The organism is Lentzea sp. NPDC020367, assembly GCF_044387305.1.
In the GTDB taxonomy this organism is placed as follows: Bacteria; Actinomycetota; Actinomycetes; order Mycobacteriales; family Pseudonocardiaceae; genus Lentzea.
Map to the genome: position 1 here is coordinate 680,385 of NZ_JBIRVV010000004.1, position 18,814 is coordinate 699,198.

Genomic DNA, 18,814 nt, shown 5'->3' on the forward strand with positions numbered 1-18,814 from the left:
AAGAGGAAGAAAGCGTTGGCGAACGTAGCGGTGGAGGTGGGAGATGAGCCTTTTCATGTCGGCCTCCGCGCTGTGCAGAATCATCGCGCTGGCCTTCGTCGCGGGACTTTTCCTCGGCGTCTGGTCCGGCGACTGGGCAGGTTCCGTTCCGTCTCCGCAGCCTTCCTCGGTCACCCAGGAGGTAACACAGCCATGCACACCCACTTCGTGGTCGTCGTTGACTTCGTCCAGCTCCTGCTCGCCCTGATCTGAGAGCGGCAGTGATGTTCCGGCCGCCGGGTGAAGCTTCCGGCCGGAACGTCGAAGAGCATTCTTTTCAGCTGCCGGGTGAGGCATCATCAATCCATGGCAGCAGCGGAGTTGTCCCTTTTCGGCGGTGAGTTGCGGCGGTTGCGCCTGCTGGCAGGGCTGTCCCAGTCCCGCTTCGCCGTTCTGATCCACTACAGCAAGGGTTACCTCAGCAAGGTCGAGACGGGCCGTGCCGAGGTCAACCGCGAGTTCGCGAAGGCCTGCGACGACGCGCTCGAAGCCGGCGGCGCGCTGCTGGAACTGGCTGGCGACCGCCCGCGCAAGCGATCGGTGGGTCAGCTGGCCGCCACGATGAGCGGGCTACCGCCGTCCACACCGCATTTTGTCGGCCGTTCCGCGGAGCTGGAGCGCATCACCGCGTTCCTGTCCGCCGAGCGTGGGGCTGTCGCCTGCGCGCTGACCGGACTCGCGGGTGCGGGCAAGACCGCTCTCGCATTGCGGGCCGCTTGGGCCGTGGCTGACTCTTTCCCGGACGGGTGTGCCTACCTCGACCTCGCCGGACACGCCCCTGAAGCACAGGCAGCCAACGCAGAGGACGCGTTCCACCCTCTTCTGCGCATGCTCGGCGTCCCGGCCGAGCAGATCCCGTCCCATCCGGACGCCAAAGCCAACCTTTATCGCAGTGTGCTGCGCGGCAAGCGATGCCTGTTCGTACTCGACAACGTCGGCAGTGCGCGCCAGGTCGCGCCGCTGCTGCCTTCCGAACCGAGGTGTCGAGTGATCATCACAAGCCGCAACCGACTGAACGCGTTGGACGACGCGGTGCACGTCACGGTGGACGTACTGCCTGCGGAAACAGCGATGTCGTTGTTCCGCGCCATTGCACGGGAGCGTGCGGAGTCCGCCCCGGACGAGGTCGTTGCCCGAGTCGTCGACCGCTGTGGTCGTCTACCGCTCGCGGTGCGCATCGCCGCGGCGAGGTTCCACGGCAGTCCGACGTGGACACTGGAGGAGTTCGACGAGCGCCTCGTCGACGAGGCGTCCAGGCTGAGTGCGTTGAACGACGGTGAGCGCAGCGTCGCTGCGGCGTTCAGCCTGTCGTGCCAGGCGTTGACCGCTGCCCAGCTGCGGCTGTTCGCACTGCTCGCGCTCCATCCTGGTCGTGACGTGGAGGTGCGCAGCGCGGCAGCTCTCGCCGACCTGGGCCTCGTGGAGACGCGACGTCTGCTGGACGACCTCGGTGACGTGCACCTCGTTTCCCCGCTCGGCACGAATCACGTCACCGCGCACGACCTGGTGCGCGCTTTCGCCGGCGATCGCCTTCTCCCGGACATCGCGCCGGCCGAGCAGGCGGCGGCGTTGCGGCGGCTGCTGGACCACAGCCTCGTGCTGACCGAGTCCAGCGACGAGTTCCTCGCACCGCACCGGCATCGCCTGGCGCTGTCGGTCGGAACGCTCCCTGAGGTCTCGGTGAAGTTCACCGAGCGCGCGACCGCCACCTCGTGGATCGACGCGGAGTGGCCGAACCTGGTGGCCTTGTGCCGCACCGCGGCGGCACGCGGACTCCATGACCAGTGCTGGCAACTGGCGTTCCTGCTCAGGGACTTCTTCTTCCTGACGAAGCTGTGGGACGTGTGGATCGACATCCACCTCCTCGCCGCTGACGCCGCCCGTGTCGCCGGGGACGGGAAGGCGCTCGCGATCACGTTGAACAATCTGGGCATGGCCCATGCCGACCGGGGCGAGCTCGCGGTCGCGATCGGCTACTACGAGGAGGCGCTGGAGCAGTTCCGCGAACTGGAGGACCCGCGCGGGGTGACCGACGCACTGTCCAACATCGCGTGGATCGCGCTCTACCAAGGCGATCCACGCAGGACGGTGCGCGACCTGAGCGAGGCGCGCACTTCCTACCTGCGAATGAACTCCCCGCGCAACGCGGCGATCGCGTTGCGCGGCACGGCGTTGGCCGAAGTGGAGCTCGGCTTGTGGGATGACGCCGTGCGGCACGTGGAGGAGTCCGAGGCCGAGTTCGCGGCGCTCGGCCTGGAGTTGGACGTCGTGATGTCCGCCAACTGCACGGCGTGGGCCCACTTCCGAGCCGGTCGGCTCGACGAAGCGGCCGAACAGTACACACGCGCGTTGCACCTGGCCGGGACCTGTGGAAGTCAGTACGAGATGGCCCGTGCGACGACCGGTCTGGGCAACGTCGACGCGGCGAACGGACACCGGACCGCGGCGGCATCGCACTGGGCGGCGGCCGACCAGCTGCACGGTGGCCTGAACGATGTCATGGTCGGCGAGACGCGCGCCCGAAAGTCCCTGGCGTGACATGGTTTACCCAAAAGCTGGGCAGTTCCGTGACAACCTGCGGCAGGTCGTTAACGGCGCCGCACGCCGTCCGATGACGAGCGGGGAGGCAATGAACAACCCGACCGTCCGGAGGCCGCAGTGGACGAATCCCAAACACAGCAACCACAGCAGGAGAACCAGAAGCGAAGGCGTCGCTCGGTCGCCTGGGTGTACTACGCGATCCTCGCCGCCGTCGGCCTGTACGTGGGCTTCGACGTCAACGCGAGTCTGCTGATCCCCGGCGCCCTGTGCGCGTTGTACTCGGTCTACATCTTCCGGGGTGGCCGATTCGTGGTGTGGATCTGGTGACCGCCATGAGAGGGGTGGCGCTGATGATCGTGGTCGCCGTGGCTCTCGCGGGCTGCTCGTTCGGACCGACCACGAAAGACGAGGTGTGCGAGAGCTACCAGGAACTCGGGCAAAGCGTGAGCAACGCCAACGGGATCTTCGACAACGCGATCTTCAGCGATGCCGACACGTTGTCCAGTGTGGCCGGTCGCTACGAGGGCGGAAGCCAGCTCAAGTCGGACGCGGAGACACTCGACGCGATTGCCGACTCGAAGAGCACCACCGTTCTGGCGCTGATGAACGCGACGCAACAGATCGCGAAGCTTTGCGGGCAGCAGTTGGGCCGCGGGTTTTCATTACCCGGCTAACGGTGTGGACGTGGAGATGGGCGACGGCTGCACCAGCCGTCGCCCATCTCCGTGTCGGCGTTCGGATCAGCAGTGGCCCACCGAGGTCTGGTTCTCGACCAGCGAGGAGTGGGTCCATCCCGTGCCGGCCGGAGAGGCGATCCGGAACCAGCGCGCCGAGGCGTAGTCGGACTGGGGCGGGTAGACCCACTGGGTGTCGGCCCAGCAGAGCATCGTGACCGATGTGCCGTTGGAGTTGTAGCCGATGACACCGCACGAGGTGGTTCCGCACGTGCGCAGGTTGGCGCCGCCGGAGTTCGACCCGATGTAGCTCGGGCCGTAGAACGCGGACACGTCCGCCGAGGCCTGCGGGGCCGACATGAGCAGGGCGGCGGCACTGGCTCCCATCGCGAGCAGCAACGCCTTCCACCGCAACCCACGCACCTTCGCGACGTCGTTCATGAGAACCGCCTTTCGATTGGGCACGGACTTCCTCGGGACAACCACCATCGTGAACCGGCGAAATGTGCGATATAAGGTCAGTAGCCGGTCAACAAAAGGTTGTTCAGGCCTGATCGTGAGGAATAATCGAGTGAGTGAGAACGGGATCTCGAATCGACGCGACCGAGTGGTCGCCGAACTGAAGGCGCTGCGCAAGGGGTACGGCGTCGAGTCCCGTGACATAGCCGCACGTATTGGTCCGGAACTACGTCTGATCTGCGGTTTCGTCGAATCCGACAGTCAGCCCGCGCAACGCGCGAAGCTCATCGAGGCTTTGACCGCGGTCATCGTGGTGCTGCCCGGTCACCTGGCTGCCGCAGCGGCCACGGCATTCGGTTTGCAGGACCGCGGCGAGCGGCGATTCGAGGAACGAATAGCGCGAATGGCCGCCGAGATGGAACGCGACGTGCGAACCGCACGCCGTCACGTGGACCACCTGATGGGCCGGGTCGCGGAGATGCTGATCGACCTCACGCGGCCGGACAATGCCGAGCGCGAGCCCGAATGGACCTGGCACACGGCGGACCTCGTCACCGTCGTGGTGCTGGGGGCGGAGGAGACCGAGATCATCGAGCAGCGTCGCGTCGTCAGCAGGGCCGAACACCTGACCGCGGTCGACTGCTCCATGACCATCGCGGAGAACCAGCCGCTCGACCTCGCCACCCTGGGACTGGACGTCATTCGTGGCGCGATCCTGCGAACACCGGAGCGAGTCGGATCGACGCGGGTCAGGTTCGACCTCGGCCTGCCCAGACCGCTTGACGCCGGAGAGGAACACACGATCGTGATCCGCATGCGATTGCCCACCACGTTCGCGCCCTACTACGTCTGCACACCGACCCGGCCGTGCGACCGGTTCGACCTCGTAGTCCGGTTCTCGCCGGACAAGGCGCCGCGCCGGGCGTGGCGTATCGAGAACGAGCTCCCCATCGACATCACGGACCCCCTGTTCCCGAGGGAACCGCTCGACGTGGACGTGGCCGGTGAGGTGCGCGCCCGGTTCAGCGGGCTGACGCTGAACCGTTCGTGCGGGATCGGCTGGGAACCGGCCGATCCACGCTGAGCGTCCTCTTCGGACAACCGGGTTCAGTCCTCCGGCGGGGAGATCAGGTCGTCGAGGGCCGGATGGCCCGCTTCTTCCAGCGCTGCTTCGGATGCGGCGCGCAGGGCCGCCGCCAGCGATTCGTCGCCGCCTGCGCACTGCAGCAAACGGCCGTGGTCCGCAGCGGCGACGGCCGTCGCGTCGGTGAACTCGTAGCTGCGCAGGCGGAGGTACACCTCCCGGTCGACGGCGCGGTTCAGGTGCCTGGCCACGGGGGCCAGTCCTTTGGCGATCCCCGCCGAGAGCTGCCACGGCAGGTCTTCGGCGAGTTCGCTGAGATCGGCCTCAGGGTGCAGGTGCCGCGCGATGTCGATGACGGGCTGGATGACGTCGGCGGTGCGTTGTGCGGCGTACGCGATCGGACCGGGGTCGCGGATGCCCGCCTGCGGTCGCAGGTAGAGCGACAGAACCTGCTCGATCTCGGCGATCGGCTGACCGGCAGACCACATCAGGCACGCGATCGCCCGGCGGGTCCTGCCGCTCCTGGCTCCTCTCTGACTGCGCGGTCCCAGCAGCGCGCCCGCCACCGCAGGGGCGCATCGCTGGCGGCGGAGTTGCTCGGCGAACCGGTCGTACTCGCGCTGCCAGTTGGTGGACTTCTTGGCAAACCTCTTGTCGTCGTCCTCGGTCGCCAGCTGCGCGGCGCCGATCAGGGTCATCCGCGTCAGGTCCGCGGCGGTGACGCCCTTGAGCACGGCGGCCAGCGCGCGGGCGGACGAGACCGAAAGCCCGCTGCGGACCACGGTTTCGCCGAGCGGGGTGAGGCGGTGCCCACCGGCGCCGGTAGTCAGGAAACCCTCATCGCGGAGAGCGTCGACCACGGTCTGCACCCGATCGGGGGAGAACGGGTTGCCGGCGTCGTCCCAGCGTTCGTGGAAGGCGGCGAACGACCACCGCAGGAGCTCCGCGACTCCAGCCGCGTCGGCTCTGCGCCCTTCGTGCTCCAGCACGTTGAGCACGGTCAGCACCACGGCGTCCAGGTCGAGGTCAGGACCGAGCAGCGCTGATCGAGCCGGCTGCGGTTCGGCGTTCACGTAGTCGCGCCAGACGCGTGTCGCCTCGGCCTCGCCCGCGCAGACGACGAACGCTCGTCCAGGCTGGTCTCGTCCGGCCCGGCCCGCCATGTTCCGGTACTCGTCCGGGGTGTATGGCCGGTCGGGATGGTCCAGCTCGCAGATGACCACGGAGTCGGCGAACAGGTTCACGCCCTGGCTCAGCGTCGTGGTGGCGACGACGACGCGGACGTCACCGGCGCGATCCCCGAAGCCCCGGACAACCGCCTCCTGCTCGGTACCGAGGAGGTCGGCGTTGTGGAACGCGACCCCGTTGTTCAGGCAGTCTCGCAGCAGCAGGCCCACTCGCGACTCGTCGCCCTGGGGCAGCGCCGTGAGCGAGGACTTGGCCGGGGACAGACCGAGCCGTCTGGCGAGTTGCCGGGCGAAACCACTGGTGCCGGCCCGCCGCGCGCGGAACACCAGGACACGTTCTCCTTGTGCCACCAGCGTTGCAACCAACCGTTCGGTGAGCTTCTCACGGGTGATCTCCGCCGAGGCCGCGACCAGGTGCTGTACGGCTTCCTGCACCTGCTGCCCACCACCGTGCACCCGGTGGCGATAGCTGCCATCCGGACCGACCACGCCCTCGGAGAGCGCGATGGTGCGATCTGCGTGCCGGACCGGATAGGCGCCGAGCCAGCTCGCCAGCTCCTCCTGCTCGCCCAGCACGGCGGACAGCCCGACCAACTGGGGGACCGGCGGGCCCCGCCGGGTGGCCTGGCGCAGCCTGGTGAGCAACAGTTCCAGCCGCGGTCCCCGGTCGGGCAGCAACAGGTTCTGGATCTCGTCGACGACCAGCACACCAACCCGGTCCAGCAGCTTCGGGTGCGCGGAGCAGAGGCCGATGAAGGTCTCGTACGTGACCACCGCGATCTCGAATGAACCCGAGACGAGATCGCCGACCTGCTCGCGCAGCCCGCCGGTGGCGCGCACGACCCGGTGACCGAGCGGACCGTACGTCTCCTGGAACCGCTGGTACTGCTCGCTGACGAGTGCTCGGCTGGGCAGCAGGAAGACCGCCTTCCGGTTGCCGTCCACCGCGTGGAGCGCGGCGATTTCGCCGACGAGCGTCTTGCCGCTCGCGGTCGGTGCGCTGACCACGACGTTGCACCCGTGCAGGAGCCCGCCCGCGTTGATGGCGGCGACCTGCACGTCGTTGAGCTTGCCGATCCGGTCGCGCCACAGCTTCGCCGTCGCCGGGTCGATGCCGTGCGGCACCAGGGACATCAGGTCCTTGTTGACCGGAGGGGGCTGGGCGTGGTCGCCGATCGCCAGGTAACGCGGTCCTGGTCGCAGCGGCGGGAAGCTGATCTTGCGCATCGTGCACTCGACGGTGGGGTGCTGACGGCGCCTCCTGGTCCCGATCTCTTCCGCGCCGACCTTCGCCTGCACGTACCGCATCAACGACGTGAGGCACACCTTGCCCTCGTCGTCGAGGACGTCGCCGGCGCCCATGAGCCCCTGGACGAGGTGATGCGTCAGGATTCCGTGCCGGTAGCGAGGCAGCTCGAACGCCTCCTCGTCGGCGGAGGCCGCGCCGAGGAAGATCCGCCCGTCGCCGCTGATCGACTTCAGCACGTCCCACGCGCCCGCCGCGTCCGACCGGGCGACACCGCCGTCGTCGCCGGGCTCGAAGAACGCCCTCGCCAGCACGCCACCGGAGAAGCAGCAGTCGAGCACGACGACCAGCAGCCGGGCCCTGATCGCCCGGACCATCGAGACGAACTCCGGCAGCGGCAGGGTGGTGTCCGCGAAGTGCCCTGGGAGCGCGTCGTAGGTGGCGAGTTCCCGCGTTTGCGTGCCGTGGCCGGAGAAGCTGACGAACACCACGTCGTCATCGCTGCTGACCTCTGCGAGGCGGCGGAGTTCACTGACCAGTCTGGCCTTCGTGGCTTCCGCGTCCTGAACGAGGACGCAGTCACCGTTCGAGTTGTCGGTCAGCAACGCGTGTATGGCCAGCGCGTCGCGCTTGGCGAACTGCATCGGCCTGAACCCTGGGGCCTGGTAGTTGTCGATGCCGACGCAGAGCGCGTGCAGCGTGCCGCTCAAGGCCGCTCCCATCCCTGCCACGGCGGGGTGGCATCGATGGCCTTGAGCAGGTAGTCGAGCTCACTCTTGATCAAGGCGTCGACGATGTAGTGATCCATGGTCTGCGGGTGCAGGAACATCGGGATCTCGTCGACGGAGTGTCCGGGCAGGACGACGGGCAGCAGGTGCCTCGCCCAGGCGGGGTGCTTCTGCTGCAGGTTCCTGATCACCCCGAGCTCGTTGCGGATGCCTGCGCGATCGGTGCCTTCGTACGTGTCGTCGCCGACAGCCTTGACGATCGGTGAGGCGACGATGGCGACGAAGTCAGCCGCGCGGATCTGGTGAAGTGCCCAGTGGTCCCACGAGGTACGAGGACCCTCATGGGCCTTGTCGATCACCGGGTCCAGTCCGCAGGCGCGTAGCAGGTCGGCGAAGTCCCTCACCAATTTCTTGTGCGCATCGTCCTCGTGCGCGTAACAGATGAAGATGCGGGGCGAACGTGCGGGAAGCCCGAATGCGGGAACGGTTGTCCGCACGGTGCCGACCTGCGGTGCCAGGGTCGGTCCGGTCAGTTCGATGGAGAACTCGCGCGACGCGGTGACCGCGCCGAAGTCGTCCCCTTCCGCGAGTTCCGGGTCGAATCGGGCGGTCAGCCGGAATTTCTCGCTCGTGCGGTCTGCGGGAGTGAGCAGCACCATCCACGCTGAATAGGAGCCCGGCCGAACGCCGGTTTCGGTCGCGGCGACGCGCAGCCACCGGAGGTGGTCGCCGGAGGCGCCGTAGACGTGGATGGGGCCTTCGGTCGCCGGGACGTGTACGAGTGCGGCGCTGTTCTCCGCGGCGAAGAACTCCAGGTTGCGGCTGAGGCCGTACGACGTCTCCGGCTGCGGTTCCGCGGCGTCTCGCGGCACCGCGGCCACGATCGTCGAGTCGCTTTCTACCAGGCAGAAGCCGATCTCGAACCAGCGCACCGCCGGTACCTCGTGGTCGAGCACGAGATCGAAGTTGACCTTGACCAGGTGCGCGGCCGAACCGGGGAAGGTGGCGATCGACCCGGCTACGGGGTGCACCTGCCAGCGGCTGAGGCGGACGGCGCCGAACGTCACCTCCTCCGGTCCCATGTCGATTCGCCGCCCACTCCTGTCGACCAGCGTCAACGGGACCGCGATGCCGATTTCCGGCTGCATACCACTCCTTCCGGGAGACCTGCGATGTCGGCGACACATTAGACGTGCGGATTTCCGAACAGCGTGCGCCCCTCCCATGTCATAAAAATGTCCCAAAACTGTCATATATTGGGTTGCATTCGGCTGTTTGCCGTGGTGAATGGGCTGTGGTTTGCTTCCGTTTCAATTCGCCAATCCGGGCGGCCGGGCTTCAGAAAGGTTCGTTTGTGGTTGAGAGCTGGGCTGAAACTGTTTCGGCGACCCGCGCTCCTGCAGATCAACGCCGCGGCCAGGCGGTGACCGCGTGCTGCCTGGCGGCGTCCGTTGCCGGCGACCCCGCCGTGCCGCGTGCTCGGCAGGCGCGCGTGCTGATGAGCTGTCTCGGCGTGCTCTCCGCCGCTCACCCGATCGGCGAGGTGCCGACGATGGCCGGCTTCCGCGAGGGGCTCAAGGGCCCCCTTGGTGATCTGTTGCCGGGTGATCTGGACGTCGCCGGTATCGCGGAACTGAGGCTGCTCGACCAGGACGGCAGCTTCAGCGACGAGGCGGAAGACCTGTGCGGCGAGTTCCTGGTGCCCACCGCCGCGTTGGAGGAGCACTGGCCGTGGCAGCGGGTGGCCGCCGAGCAGGAGGAGCGGCGGTTGTTCGAGATGCTGCGGAGGCTTCCGCAAGGGGAGTACACGCGCTTGCGGGAGGAACTCGTCGAGCGTCCGGCCGGAGATCTCCGCACCCTGCGCCGTACCTGGGACAACCTGCTGTCCCAGTTCTACGAGCCGATCGCGCGGTGGCCGGGTCGGCAGGTGCGCGGCTGGTTCTTCCCGTGCCCGTTGTGCCGGTGGCCGATGCGGGTGCTCGGCACCGAACCGGTGGTGACCGTCCGGTGTGAGGTGCATTTCCGTCACGGTGTGTCCTACACCTGCCGGACCCACACTCGGGCGGATGAGCCACCTTTGCTGATGCCCGCCGGGAAGTCGGCGACCTCGGTCGCCGCGCAGCCGGCCACGAGCGAGTCGTTCGCGGTTTCCCGTGTCGCGTGGCGCTACATGACGTTGCCGGGTCTGCTGGAGTGCGAGCTGCGGGACTACGCACGCGGCCTCCAGGCCGGGGTCGTGATGTGGCCGGACCGCGATCTGTACGACCTCGCGATCACGCTCGGCGAGAACGTGTGGCTGGTGGACGTCAAGACGTGGGCGTCACCGAGGGCGTTGGGCGAGGCGTTGCGTGCCCACCCACCTGCCGTGCCGAAGCTGGTCATCGTCATCCCCGATCACCAGCGGAAGGACCTCCACCTGCTTCGGCAACTGGTCGACGGACGCGGCTACCGGGTGGTGACGGCGCACCAGCTGAAGAAGGAGCTGGCTGACGCCGCGGGGAGGACGGCGTGATCGGAACCAGTCCCAGCGGGCTCGCGACCCAGATCGCCTGCGCCTTCGCCGAGGAGTTCTTCGGCTTTTCCGAGGACGGGCACACGGCCGTGCCGGTGGACGCCGCGGCGCTCGTCGCCGCGGGCCTGGTGCACCGGTGGCACGGCTGGTCGGCGCAGACCGCGGACACCCGCCGGCTCATGGGCCGGTTTCTGCGGGTGCGACCGAACGAGATCGGGGCACCGCGCAGGTTCCGCGCGGCTGTCCGCCTGATGTGCGCGGACCCGGACAGTCCATATCGGACTGGTGACGGTGCTCCGGTGGCGGTGGCGCGGCACGGTCAACGGCCGTTGGATCTCGTGGCGCGCCTGCTTGACGACGCGGAGGTCAAGTACGCGCAGAGCCGCACGCCGTTGCCCGTCGCGAGCGAGGGCAGGTGGCAGTTCGGCTGGCGCGGCGAGTCCGTTGTGGACCTTCCGTCCTGGGTGAATGGCGTGGTGGTCGATCCGGTCGTCGTCAGCACCAGTCCCGGTGTGCCCAGCGTACGAGCACACCGGGACGAGCTGCTGAAGCTGGCTCAGCGGATCACCGAGAAGCACGAGCAGGAGCCCTGGCGGGTCGAGCTCCTCGACGGTCTGTTCGCCGAGCTGCAGGACGGCGAGGGGGCGTCCGTGGAGGAACTTCTCCTCGAGGCGGGCGGGATCCGGTTGCTCAACGCCCCCACCGGGGTCGGCAAGTCCGTCCTCATGCGGCTGCTCGCGATCCACCTGGCGGATGCCGGTGTTCCCGTGGTGCTCGTGGTCGGCAACGTGAACGAGGCGGTGGAGACCGCCGAGAAGATCAATGAGGACCTGCCGGTTCTGGACAAGCCGGTCACGTGCACCGCTCTCGTCTCGCCACGGCGGCTCGCGGAGAAGGCCGAGCAGGCGGCTGACCGGGGGAAGTGGCAGCGGTTCGACGCCTTGGGCTACGGCTGCACCCTCGCCGGGCTGATGGTGGACGGACCGCAGCCTGCCGCCGGGGACGAGCCGTGCACCGGGCTGCGGCGAGTGTCCGAAGCGACCGACTCCAAGGGCAGGCGGAAGCCGCATCCGCGGCACGCCTGCCCGTTCCTGGGAGCGTGCGGTCGCCATCGGGGCCTGAGCGCCGCGGCGTCCGCTGACATCGTGGTGACGAACCACCACAACTTCGTGGCGGGCACCATCCCCGTTCCCGTGCGGGTCGACGGTGTCGAGCTGAGCCGGTTGCCGGTGCGGGAGTTCGTGTTGCGCCGGGGTGCGGTGGTCCTGGTCGACGAGGTGGACCTGTTGCAGAGCAACATGTTCGACGCGGGAGCCCGTCAGCTCAGGCTCTCCGCCAGTGGAACGGCGGTCGAGCTACCCCTGGTCAGGTTGGACAACGACCGGACAGCGTTGCTGCCGGCGGAGGATCGGGCGGTCGTACCCCCGTTGACCCGCACCCGCTTCCTGGCCGACCAGTTCCTCAACTACGTGCTGGAAGGCGACCTGTGGCTCGGCGACGAGCGGCCGCAGGCGCGCCGGTCGTCCGACAGCGCGGACTCCGGCTGGCACCTGCCGGGTTCCCGCGACGGACTCCTGCTCAAGCACCTGTTTGGCATCGGACCCGCCGCTGAGGACGAACCGGCCGAACCGGTGCCGGCCGAGGTCTACAGGCAGTTCAACCAGGTTTTCCCGGACACGGCCAAACCCGGTGGGGAGAGGTTGCCTGCGTGGTTGCGGAAGGTGGCCACGCTGCTGGTCACCGCAGTCAGCAACGACAGCGGAGAGGACCACCTCAGGGAGATCCGGCACCGGCTGCTGGAGACGGTCGCGCGGAAGGTCAGGAAAGAGGAGATCTGCCGGGACGTGGTGAACGCGCTGCTGGTGCGCACCTGGCTGGGAGCGTTGCACCAGGCGTTGACCGGGCTGACGTTCGCTGTCGCGGCACCGGGAACGGAGATGCCGGCGGCCAGGGCGCTGGCCGAGCAACTGGGCACCGTCGCCCAGCACCAGCCGATCCCGTACGGCCCGCTCGGCTACCTGCTGTTCGGGTTCCGGGTCGAGCGGGTCGACGACCCACGGCTGGGTGGCACGTTGTCAGTGCAGGCGGTTGGAGGTGATCCACACACCACCGTCGCGCAGTTGGGCGGCACCGTCGCGCTGGCGGCCGCCGGGGTGGAACGAGTGGTCCTCGGGCTGTCCGCGACGGCCTACTTCCCAGGAGCCGCGCGCGAACACGTCCTGGCAGCCGTCACCTACGCCATGACCGACGCGAAGCCGGGGGCCTTCACCACCCGATCCGGCAGGACCCTGGACGAGCTGAACGAGCCGATCAAGATCGGCGGTCGTAAGGAGTCGGGAAAGGACGCGGCGGTCAGGGAGCTGGGTGCGCAGCTGTGGCGGCAGCACCTCGACGGACATCTGCAGGAGTTGGCCGCAGGGAGATCGGATCGCGAACGGTGCATGCTGGTCGGCAACTCCTACCGGCACGCCGCCCTGCTCGCGGCCGGGGTCGCGAGCAGGACACCCGACCACAGCTGGGTAGCTGTTCTCGTTTCCAAGAACAGCGGCCAGTCGCCGGTGGTGCTGCCTTCCGGCGTCGTCACGTTGACGATCGACGATCTGGAGTTGCTGCCGTCTCGTCATCCGCAGGTCAAGGTGTGCATCGCCCCGATGAGCCTGGTGACGCGCGGACTCAACATCCTCGTGCCGGGTGGCCAGAAGTCCGCGCTGGCTTCGGTGTGGGTTTGTGTGCGTCCGCCGACCCAGATCACCGAGTCCGCAGAAATGTTCGCGAGCGTCAACGCCCATGCGTTGCGCGATGGCGGGCCCAGCGTGGATCCGGTCGGGGAGTGGACCGAACAACGCAGACGGGCGTTCTCCAGGTTGTTCCACATCCTGACCAGTGACCCGCGGTTCAGCCGGCTGAGCAAGCCTCTCAAGTCCGAGGCGGTCGCCGGAATGCTCGTCGACATGATTCAGCTGGCCGGGAGGGCGCGGCGCGGTGGCACCCCGGTGGAGCTCTTCCTCGTGGACGACGCGTTCCACGACGAGAAGCTCGGTACGGACCTGCGGCGCCTGCTCCGCTACTACTTCGACAACCTCAGCCCCGTCGAGCAGCGCGAGCTGCGTCGCATCTACGGCTCGACGCTCGAGTCCTGGCTGGACTTCGCGGGCATCGACGGCAAGGAGACTTCGTGACCGCCGACAAGGTACTGGCATTGCTCGCCTACCCCCTGACCGGCCAGTTGCACGGCACGGCCTACGTCCACCGGCTCCCCGCGGAGGTGGACGAGGTGTGGGCGCGGGTGCGGGCCCGCTATCGGGAGCGCGTGCACGCCAACGTCAACCTCCCCTACGCCGGGTTGGTGACCGGCCTGCGCGCCTACAGCGGCGCCTTCGTGAACCTCTTTCCCACCAGCAAGAAGGACGCGCCACGGCAGTTGGTGGCCAGCAGGCCGTTGGACCACCGGGATCTGCGCGACGCCGTGGTGCTGTGGGAGCAGGCGGTGCTCGGAGTGCCCGACGACGAGATCACTTTCGGCTACGACAGCGAGTTGGCGGACCTGGTGGCGGGCAACACCGTCGAGCAGGTGTCGCTCGCTGACCACGTGCACCGAGCCGGCAACCAGCCCGACGCGCCGAACTGGGTCTACGACGCGGCTACCTGGGAGGCCGGCCGCAGGCTGGAAGCGAGGCCGTGGAAGGTCGATGGTCGCGAGGTGACCCTGCGGGTCGACACGGACGGCAACCTGCTGGTGTGGGACCAGGAGTCGTTGTGGTCTGCTGCCTGGACGGAGGGAGGTGTCCCCCAGTACGCCGCGTTGCGCGTCAAGCTGTCGATGCAGACGTTGCCGGACCTGCGCACGCCTGCGCTGGTGCTCGAACCGTCGGTGGCGTGGTTGAGCCGATGGCTGGGAAACACCCGCACCGCGTGGCTGGCTTCCCGCAAGGATGACGCCCCGTTGCTCGGCCTTGCCGTGGAGGGCTGGGGAGAGCGGACCAGGATCGAGCCGACAAGCCGGATCGCACTTTCGGTCTCCCGCCTGCTCTCAGGCGAGAAGCTGCTCGTGCCGGACGACCTCGATCTCACCGGGAAACCCCGGCGGTTGCGCGCGCTCGTGCCGAAGTCCGCGCGGTGGCCGGTCGGCCGAGGTGTGGGCATGTACACCATCCGAGAGTTGAGTCACCACGCCACCAACGTGCTGGGGGTGCCGAACCTCACGGCCGGTGTGGTGCAGGGGCATCAGTTTCCCAAGCAGGCCAACCGGAAGACGGAGAAGGGCCGCGACGCCGATCTGCTCGGCGAGGAGTCCCTGCCGGCCATCATCGAGGCCGCGGGCTGCGAGCGCCTACGTCTTCTCGTGCTCTACCGCAAGTCGCGCGCCCGCGTGCTGAGGTTGTTGAAATACCACTTCGCATCGATCGAGAGCGTCGACAACCTTCCCGACGACGAACCGATCGACATCGGTGGCGGAGTGGAAGTCGTGCTGCACCACGCCGACGAGTTGCTGCGGCACGGCCGGATCGCCACGAGGGTCGCCGCGTTGAACCGGGTGCCGCACGTCACCGGACTGGCTGGCACGCGGGTGCTGGCGCTCTGTGAGACCGAGTATGAGGGCAAGACGCCGGACGACGATGCGAAGCCATTGGTCAACCGGCTGCTCGCGGAACGCGGTGTGCTGGCGCAGTTCTTCGCGACCTCGCCAGAAACCAAACCTGTCCACGATCCGGCCGAGGATCACGCCGGCCACAGCGCACTGGCTGACCTGATGCGGGTTGCCGGTCTGGTGCACCCGCGAATGGGCAGGGCGTTGTCCCACGGCCAGTTGGGGACGAAGGCGCCCATCACGTGTGTGGGGCTACATGTACGGCAGCAGCGCGGGGCGTCGTGGACGGGCGGCCGGCCGAAGCTCAGCTGGTCGCTCGTCGCCATGATCCCCAACGACAGGCACTGGAGGATCCTCGCCTATCAGGCCGAACCGGAACGCAAGACCGGTACCGCGGCCGGATGGCACGACTATTTCATCGCGAACACGGCGTTCCGCGCGCGGCCGTTGCCCGGTGGCAGGAGGCAGGACGAGGTTCTGGTGTCGACCATCGAAACCGCGCTCGGCCTGCTGCAGCCGCACGTCGCCACCGGAGCGGGCTACGTGGTGATGGTTTCCGGTGACAGCGCTCGATCGCTGTACCCGTTGCTGGCCAACAAGAACCTCGACCTCGAACCGGACGTCGCAGGGCGGGTGAATGACCGTCTGGTACTGCCCGGCTGGGACCCTGCCACCGGTCGCCGCCCTCTGGCCGTCGTGCGAGTGACGTCCGGGAGCCGTGAGCTGCCACGTCCGGTCGAGGTGCGGATCCCCGACCCCGAGGCCGAGGACGGCCTGCGGATCGTCAAGACGACCCAGTCGTTGTACCAGCTCAGCGGTTCGGCGAGGACGTGGATCCTGTCCAACATCCCGCGCCAGTTCGCCGGAGGCAAGTGGCACAGCCGGGCGGGCTTCAAGGCGGGGCGCTGGTCCGGCAGTGCCGAACTGGGCAGGCACACGTGGTACGCCCACACCACAACGGAGATCGTGGTCGTGGGCGCGGACACCGATCCGGTGCGGTACGCCGTCGCGGCGGCGAGGTTGTGTGACCACGCTGTTTCCTGGGACGGGCGGACCAGCTATCCCGTGCCGGTGCACCTGGCCTCGTTGATGGACCGCGATCATCCTGAGTACCGGCGGACCATCGACGCGGAGGGCGAGGCGGAGACGGCTCAGTGACTGAGCTGGAACATCGTGTTCAACGGCTGGAACTGCAGCCCGTTGAGCTCGTCCGGCGCGTCATGCCCTTTGGTGCGGAGTCGCGGTAGCAGACGGGGTTGGCCAGCAACGCGCCACGCGCGTCGAGCAGGCCGTAGTCCACCGCTCAGCCGTTGATCGTCGAGGTGCACATGCGGACCGCGTAAGGCTTCTCGGTGCGCTCCGTGCCCCGCGGACGGTGGACGTTCAGCGGAGCGGCTTGAGCGGACGGCCGTGGGGTGGGTGAAGGTCGACGGCGTGCTGCGGCTGATCGTCGAGGTGCCGGTCGGGTCGACCGCCGAGGTGCACGTGCCGCATGTCAGCGGTGTCGCGGTGGTGAAGGTGTTGCACGGGCGGTGGGCGTTCACTGGGGGAGGTAGCGCCGCAACGGCTGCGACTGCCGTACCAGCTTCCTGAGGCCGGCAACGCGCCGCGTTCTGCTGTCCCCCATGAGAGCTACTCCCGGCTGTCCTCTCCGGTGGGATTCGCCGGGCGGTTTCGCTGCCTAGCGTCTGAGCCATGGAACCCAGTGCACTCCCCGAGGACAGCCGTCCATCCACCGAGCCGTCCGCGCCCCGGCTGCGCAGGTTCAGGTTCCCGGTTCTCTTCGTCGCGCTGTTCGCCGTGATGCTCGCGGTGGTCGGCATCGACACGCTCGTCGCACCGCTGCCCCTGCTCGCACTGCCGGTCGGGATCGGCCTGGCCGCGGCCGGGATCGTCTGCTACCGCAGGCTGTCCCGGGCCGTGGAGGGGCGCGACGACGTACCGGAGCTGGCGCCGGACCGGTGGCGCGGGCTGGGCAGGGGAGCACTGCTCGGGTTCGGCCTGTTCTGCGCCCTGATGCTGGCGATCCTGGTGTTCGGCGGCGTCGACGACCTGTCCTGGGGATCGTTCTTCGGCTTCCTGGGCCTCGTGGGAATGATGTCGAGCGTCGCGGTCATGGAAGAGGTGCTGTTCCGCGGCGTGCTCTTCCGCATCCTGGAGGAACGCGCCGGGACCGTGATCTCGCTGGTCGTGTCGTCACTGCTGTTCGGCGCGACGCACCTGGTCAACGTCAACGCGACGCTGTGGGGAGCGCTGGCGATCGGCCTCACGGGCGGCGCCATGCTCGCCTCCGCCTACGTCGTGACGCGGTCGCTGTGGTTCCCGATCGGCCTGCACTTCGCCTGGAACTTCACCCACGCCGGCGTCTTCGGCATCGCGGTGTCCGGGTCGGAGGACGTGCCCAACGGCCTGCTGCACACCACCCTGTCCGGTCCGTCGGTGCTCACGGGCGGCACGTTCGGCCCGGAGGCCAGCCTGATGGCGCTCGTCGTGTGCCTCGCGGCCACGGTGGTGCTGCTGCGCCGGGCCTCCCGCGCGGGTCAGATCCGTCCGCGCCCGGTTCGCGTCGGCAAGTAGCGGCACTGCCGGTACCTGCTCACGACGGCGGGACCCGGTAGGAGTACTGAGTCGGTGTGAGGTGCGTTGTGTCAATGCCCCACGGCCACAGGAGACGCTTGTGTCCTCCCGAACACCGCATCCCGTTGGTGCGGTCGAGGGTGATCTGCGAGACGACGTACAGCGCATGCGCGGCGTCGCACTTCTCCGTGTCCCGGACGTGACGCACCTCGCTGGGCGTCAGGAACACCTCTTCGCCCAGCGTCTGTGTTCCCTTGACCTCGACGTGCAACGAGTTCTCGTCGTCCCTCGTGCAGTCGAGGTCATAGCCCAGCTTGAGATGACCAACGCGCTTGACGGTCCAGCCGGAATCCTCGAAATGCCGCACAGCGAGGTCTTCCGCGTGGAGCTCGATGGCCTTCCTGGCCGCGGAATCCAGCTGCCGACCCTGGGCGCGCGCAGCGGCGTCGCGGGCCTTCGCCATCGGTTCCTGGTCGGCCGGGGTGCGGACCAGAACCGGCAGGTCACCAGGGCCCACCGGCGTCCCGTAGAGCTCGGCCAGCAGCGGAAGCATGTCGGCGAGATCCTCGACCAGCCGGTCGTGAGAAGGAATCTCCTGGGTCTGGTACTCGTAAGCGAAGATGTTGCCGTCTTCGTAGTTCCGCATCCGCCTCTTGCTTTCGACGCCCACCGACGTGACGGATGCCCAGGCCAGATCGATCGCCACCTTGCCGGTCTGGACGACGGGCGACTCCGCGAAGTCAGCCAGAGCGCCGCGCGCTTCTGCCGCACGTCCCAGCAGTACACGCCTGTCGTTGATCGGCCGCATCGCACCCGAGCGCCATTCACTGGTTCCCTGGTTGAGGGACAGGTAGACCCGGCCGCCGTCCGCCGCGAACAGGTAGACCAGGTAGAAGCCCTCCAAAGCTCTCGGCGAGCACTCCTTCGAGAACACCCGCACCCACGCCACAGGGCTGTAGTTGGTCTGCCTGCCGCCGCTCTTCACCTGGATGTCGAGGTCCTCGAGGCCGAACACCTCGATCATCGGAACGAGCGCGCTTTGCAAGCCGGCGGCCAGTTCGGCGGTCGCGTTGTCGCGGTCGCTCATGGCGGGCGTCGTGTCCTTGGAAAACGACGAGGCCAGGTCGAGCACGCGTTGCATTGGCTGACGCAGCGAATTCAGTGCGTTCGGGTCTGAAG

13 protein-coding genes are annotated in these 18,814 nt (G+C 68.1%); 9 read left to right on the top strand and 4 right to left on the bottom strand.

Features of this window, described 5'->3' with window-relative positions; translation table 11 throughout:
- Positions 1–345: 345 nt before the first annotated feature.
- From ACH413_RS20760 to ACH413_RS20770, 3 genes are all read left to right on the top strand, one after another.
- Complete coding sequence (locus ACH413_RS20760; RefSeq protein ID WP_360035624.1) at positions 346–2,577, top strand: helix-turn-helix domain-containing protein; 2,232 nt, start codon at positions 346–348, stop codon at positions 2,575–2,577.
- A 120-nt stretch (positions 2,578–2,697) separates the two neighbouring features.
- Complete coding sequence (locus ACH413_RS20765) at positions 2,698–2,907, top strand: hypothetical protein (protein WP_360035622.1); 210 nt, start codon at positions 2,698–2,700, stop codon at positions 2,905–2,907.
- The gene (locus tag ACH413_RS20770) at positions 2,895–3,254 is read left to right on the top strand and encodes a hypothetical protein (protein ID WP_360035619.1); all 360 of its coding nucleotides are present in this window, start codon (positions 2,895–2,897) and stop codon (positions 3,252–3,254) included. The genes ACH413_RS20765 and ACH413_RS20770 overlap by 13 nt, the downstream gene beginning before the upstream one ends.
- Positions 3,255–3,320: 66 nt before the next feature.
- Here the strand turns inward: ACH413_RS20770 and ACH413_RS20775 are convergent, their stop codons facing one another.
- Positions 3,321–3,695, bottom strand: coding sequence for a hypothetical protein (locus tag ACH413_RS20775; protein ID WP_360035616.1), 375 nt, complete (start codon positions 3,693–3,695; stop codon positions 3,321–3,323).
- Between ACH413_RS20775 and ACH413_RS20780 the strand changes: the two genes are divergently transcribed.
- Complete coding sequence (locus ACH413_RS20780) at positions 3,694–4,797, top strand: hypothetical protein (protein ID WP_360035613.1); 1,104 nt, start codon at positions 3,694–3,696, stop codon at positions 4,795–4,797. The genes ACH413_RS20775 and ACH413_RS20780 overlap by 2 nt on opposite strands.
- A gap of 23 nt (positions 4,798–4,820) precedes the next feature.
- On the opposite strand, the gene ACH413_RS20785 is transcribed toward ACH413_RS20780, so the two are convergent.
- A complete protein-coding gene (locus ACH413_RS20785) occupies positions 4,821–7,940 on the bottom strand; it encodes a DEAD/DEAH box helicase (protein WP_360035611.1) in 3,120 nt (1,039 codons plus the stop codon).
- Complete coding sequence (locus tag ACH413_RS20790) at positions 7,937–9,106, bottom strand: SEFIR domain-containing protein (protein ID WP_360035608.1); 1,170 nt, start codon at positions 9,104–9,106, stop codon at positions 7,937–7,939. Before ACH413_RS20790 ends, ACH413_RS20785 begins: the two co-directional genes overlap by 4 nt.
- A 206-nt stretch (positions 9,107–9,312) precedes the next feature.
- Here ACH413_RS20790 and ACH413_RS20795 point away from each other — a divergent pair, with 206 nt between their 5' ends.
- The 5 genes from ACH413_RS20795 to ACH413_RS20815 all read left to right on the top strand — a co-directional run bounded on the left by ACH413_RS20795 (position 9,313) and on the right by ACH413_RS20815 (position 17,635).
- Complete coding sequence (locus ACH413_RS20795; protein ID WP_360035605.1) at positions 9,313–10,470, top strand: hypothetical protein; 1,158 nt, start codon at positions 9,313–9,315, stop codon at positions 10,468–10,470.
- Positions 10,467–13,649: a hypothetical protein gene (locus tag ACH413_RS20800; RefSeq protein ID WP_360035602.1), complete on the top strand. Its 3,183-nt coding sequence runs from the start codon at positions 10,467–10,469 to the stop codon at positions 13,647–13,649. The genes ACH413_RS20795 and ACH413_RS20800 overlap by 4 nt, the downstream gene beginning before the upstream one ends.
- Complete coding sequence (locus ACH413_RS20805; RefSeq protein WP_360035599.1) at positions 13,646–16,216, top strand: RNaseH domain-containing protein; 2,571 nt, start codon at positions 13,646–13,648, stop codon at positions 16,214–16,216. Before ACH413_RS20800 ends, ACH413_RS20805 begins: the two co-directional genes overlap by 4 nt.
- 252 nt (positions 16,217–16,468) lie before the next feature.
- Positions 16,469–16,651 (top strand): alpha-L-rhamnosidase C-terminal domain-containing protein, encoded by a 183-nt coding sequence (locus ACH413_RS20810; RefSeq protein WP_360035596.1) that lies wholly within the window; start codon positions 16,469–16,471, stop codon positions 16,649–16,651.
- 102 nt (positions 16,652–16,753) lie between these two features.
- On the top strand, positions 16,754–17,635 hold the full coding sequence (locus ACH413_RS20815; protein WP_360035593.1) for a type II CAAX endopeptidase family protein: 882 nt from the start codon (positions 16,754–16,756) through the stop codon (positions 17,633–17,635).
- A gap of 19 nt (positions 17,636–17,654) precedes the next feature.
- Here ACH413_RS20815 and ACH413_RS20820 read toward each other — a convergent pair whose 3' ends face one another.
- Positions 17,655–18,776, bottom strand: coding sequence for an MrcB family domain-containing protein (locus ACH413_RS20820; protein ID WP_360035590.1), 1,122 nt, complete (start codon positions 18,774–18,776; stop codon positions 17,655–17,657).
- Positions 18,777–18,814: the final 38 nt, after the last annotated feature.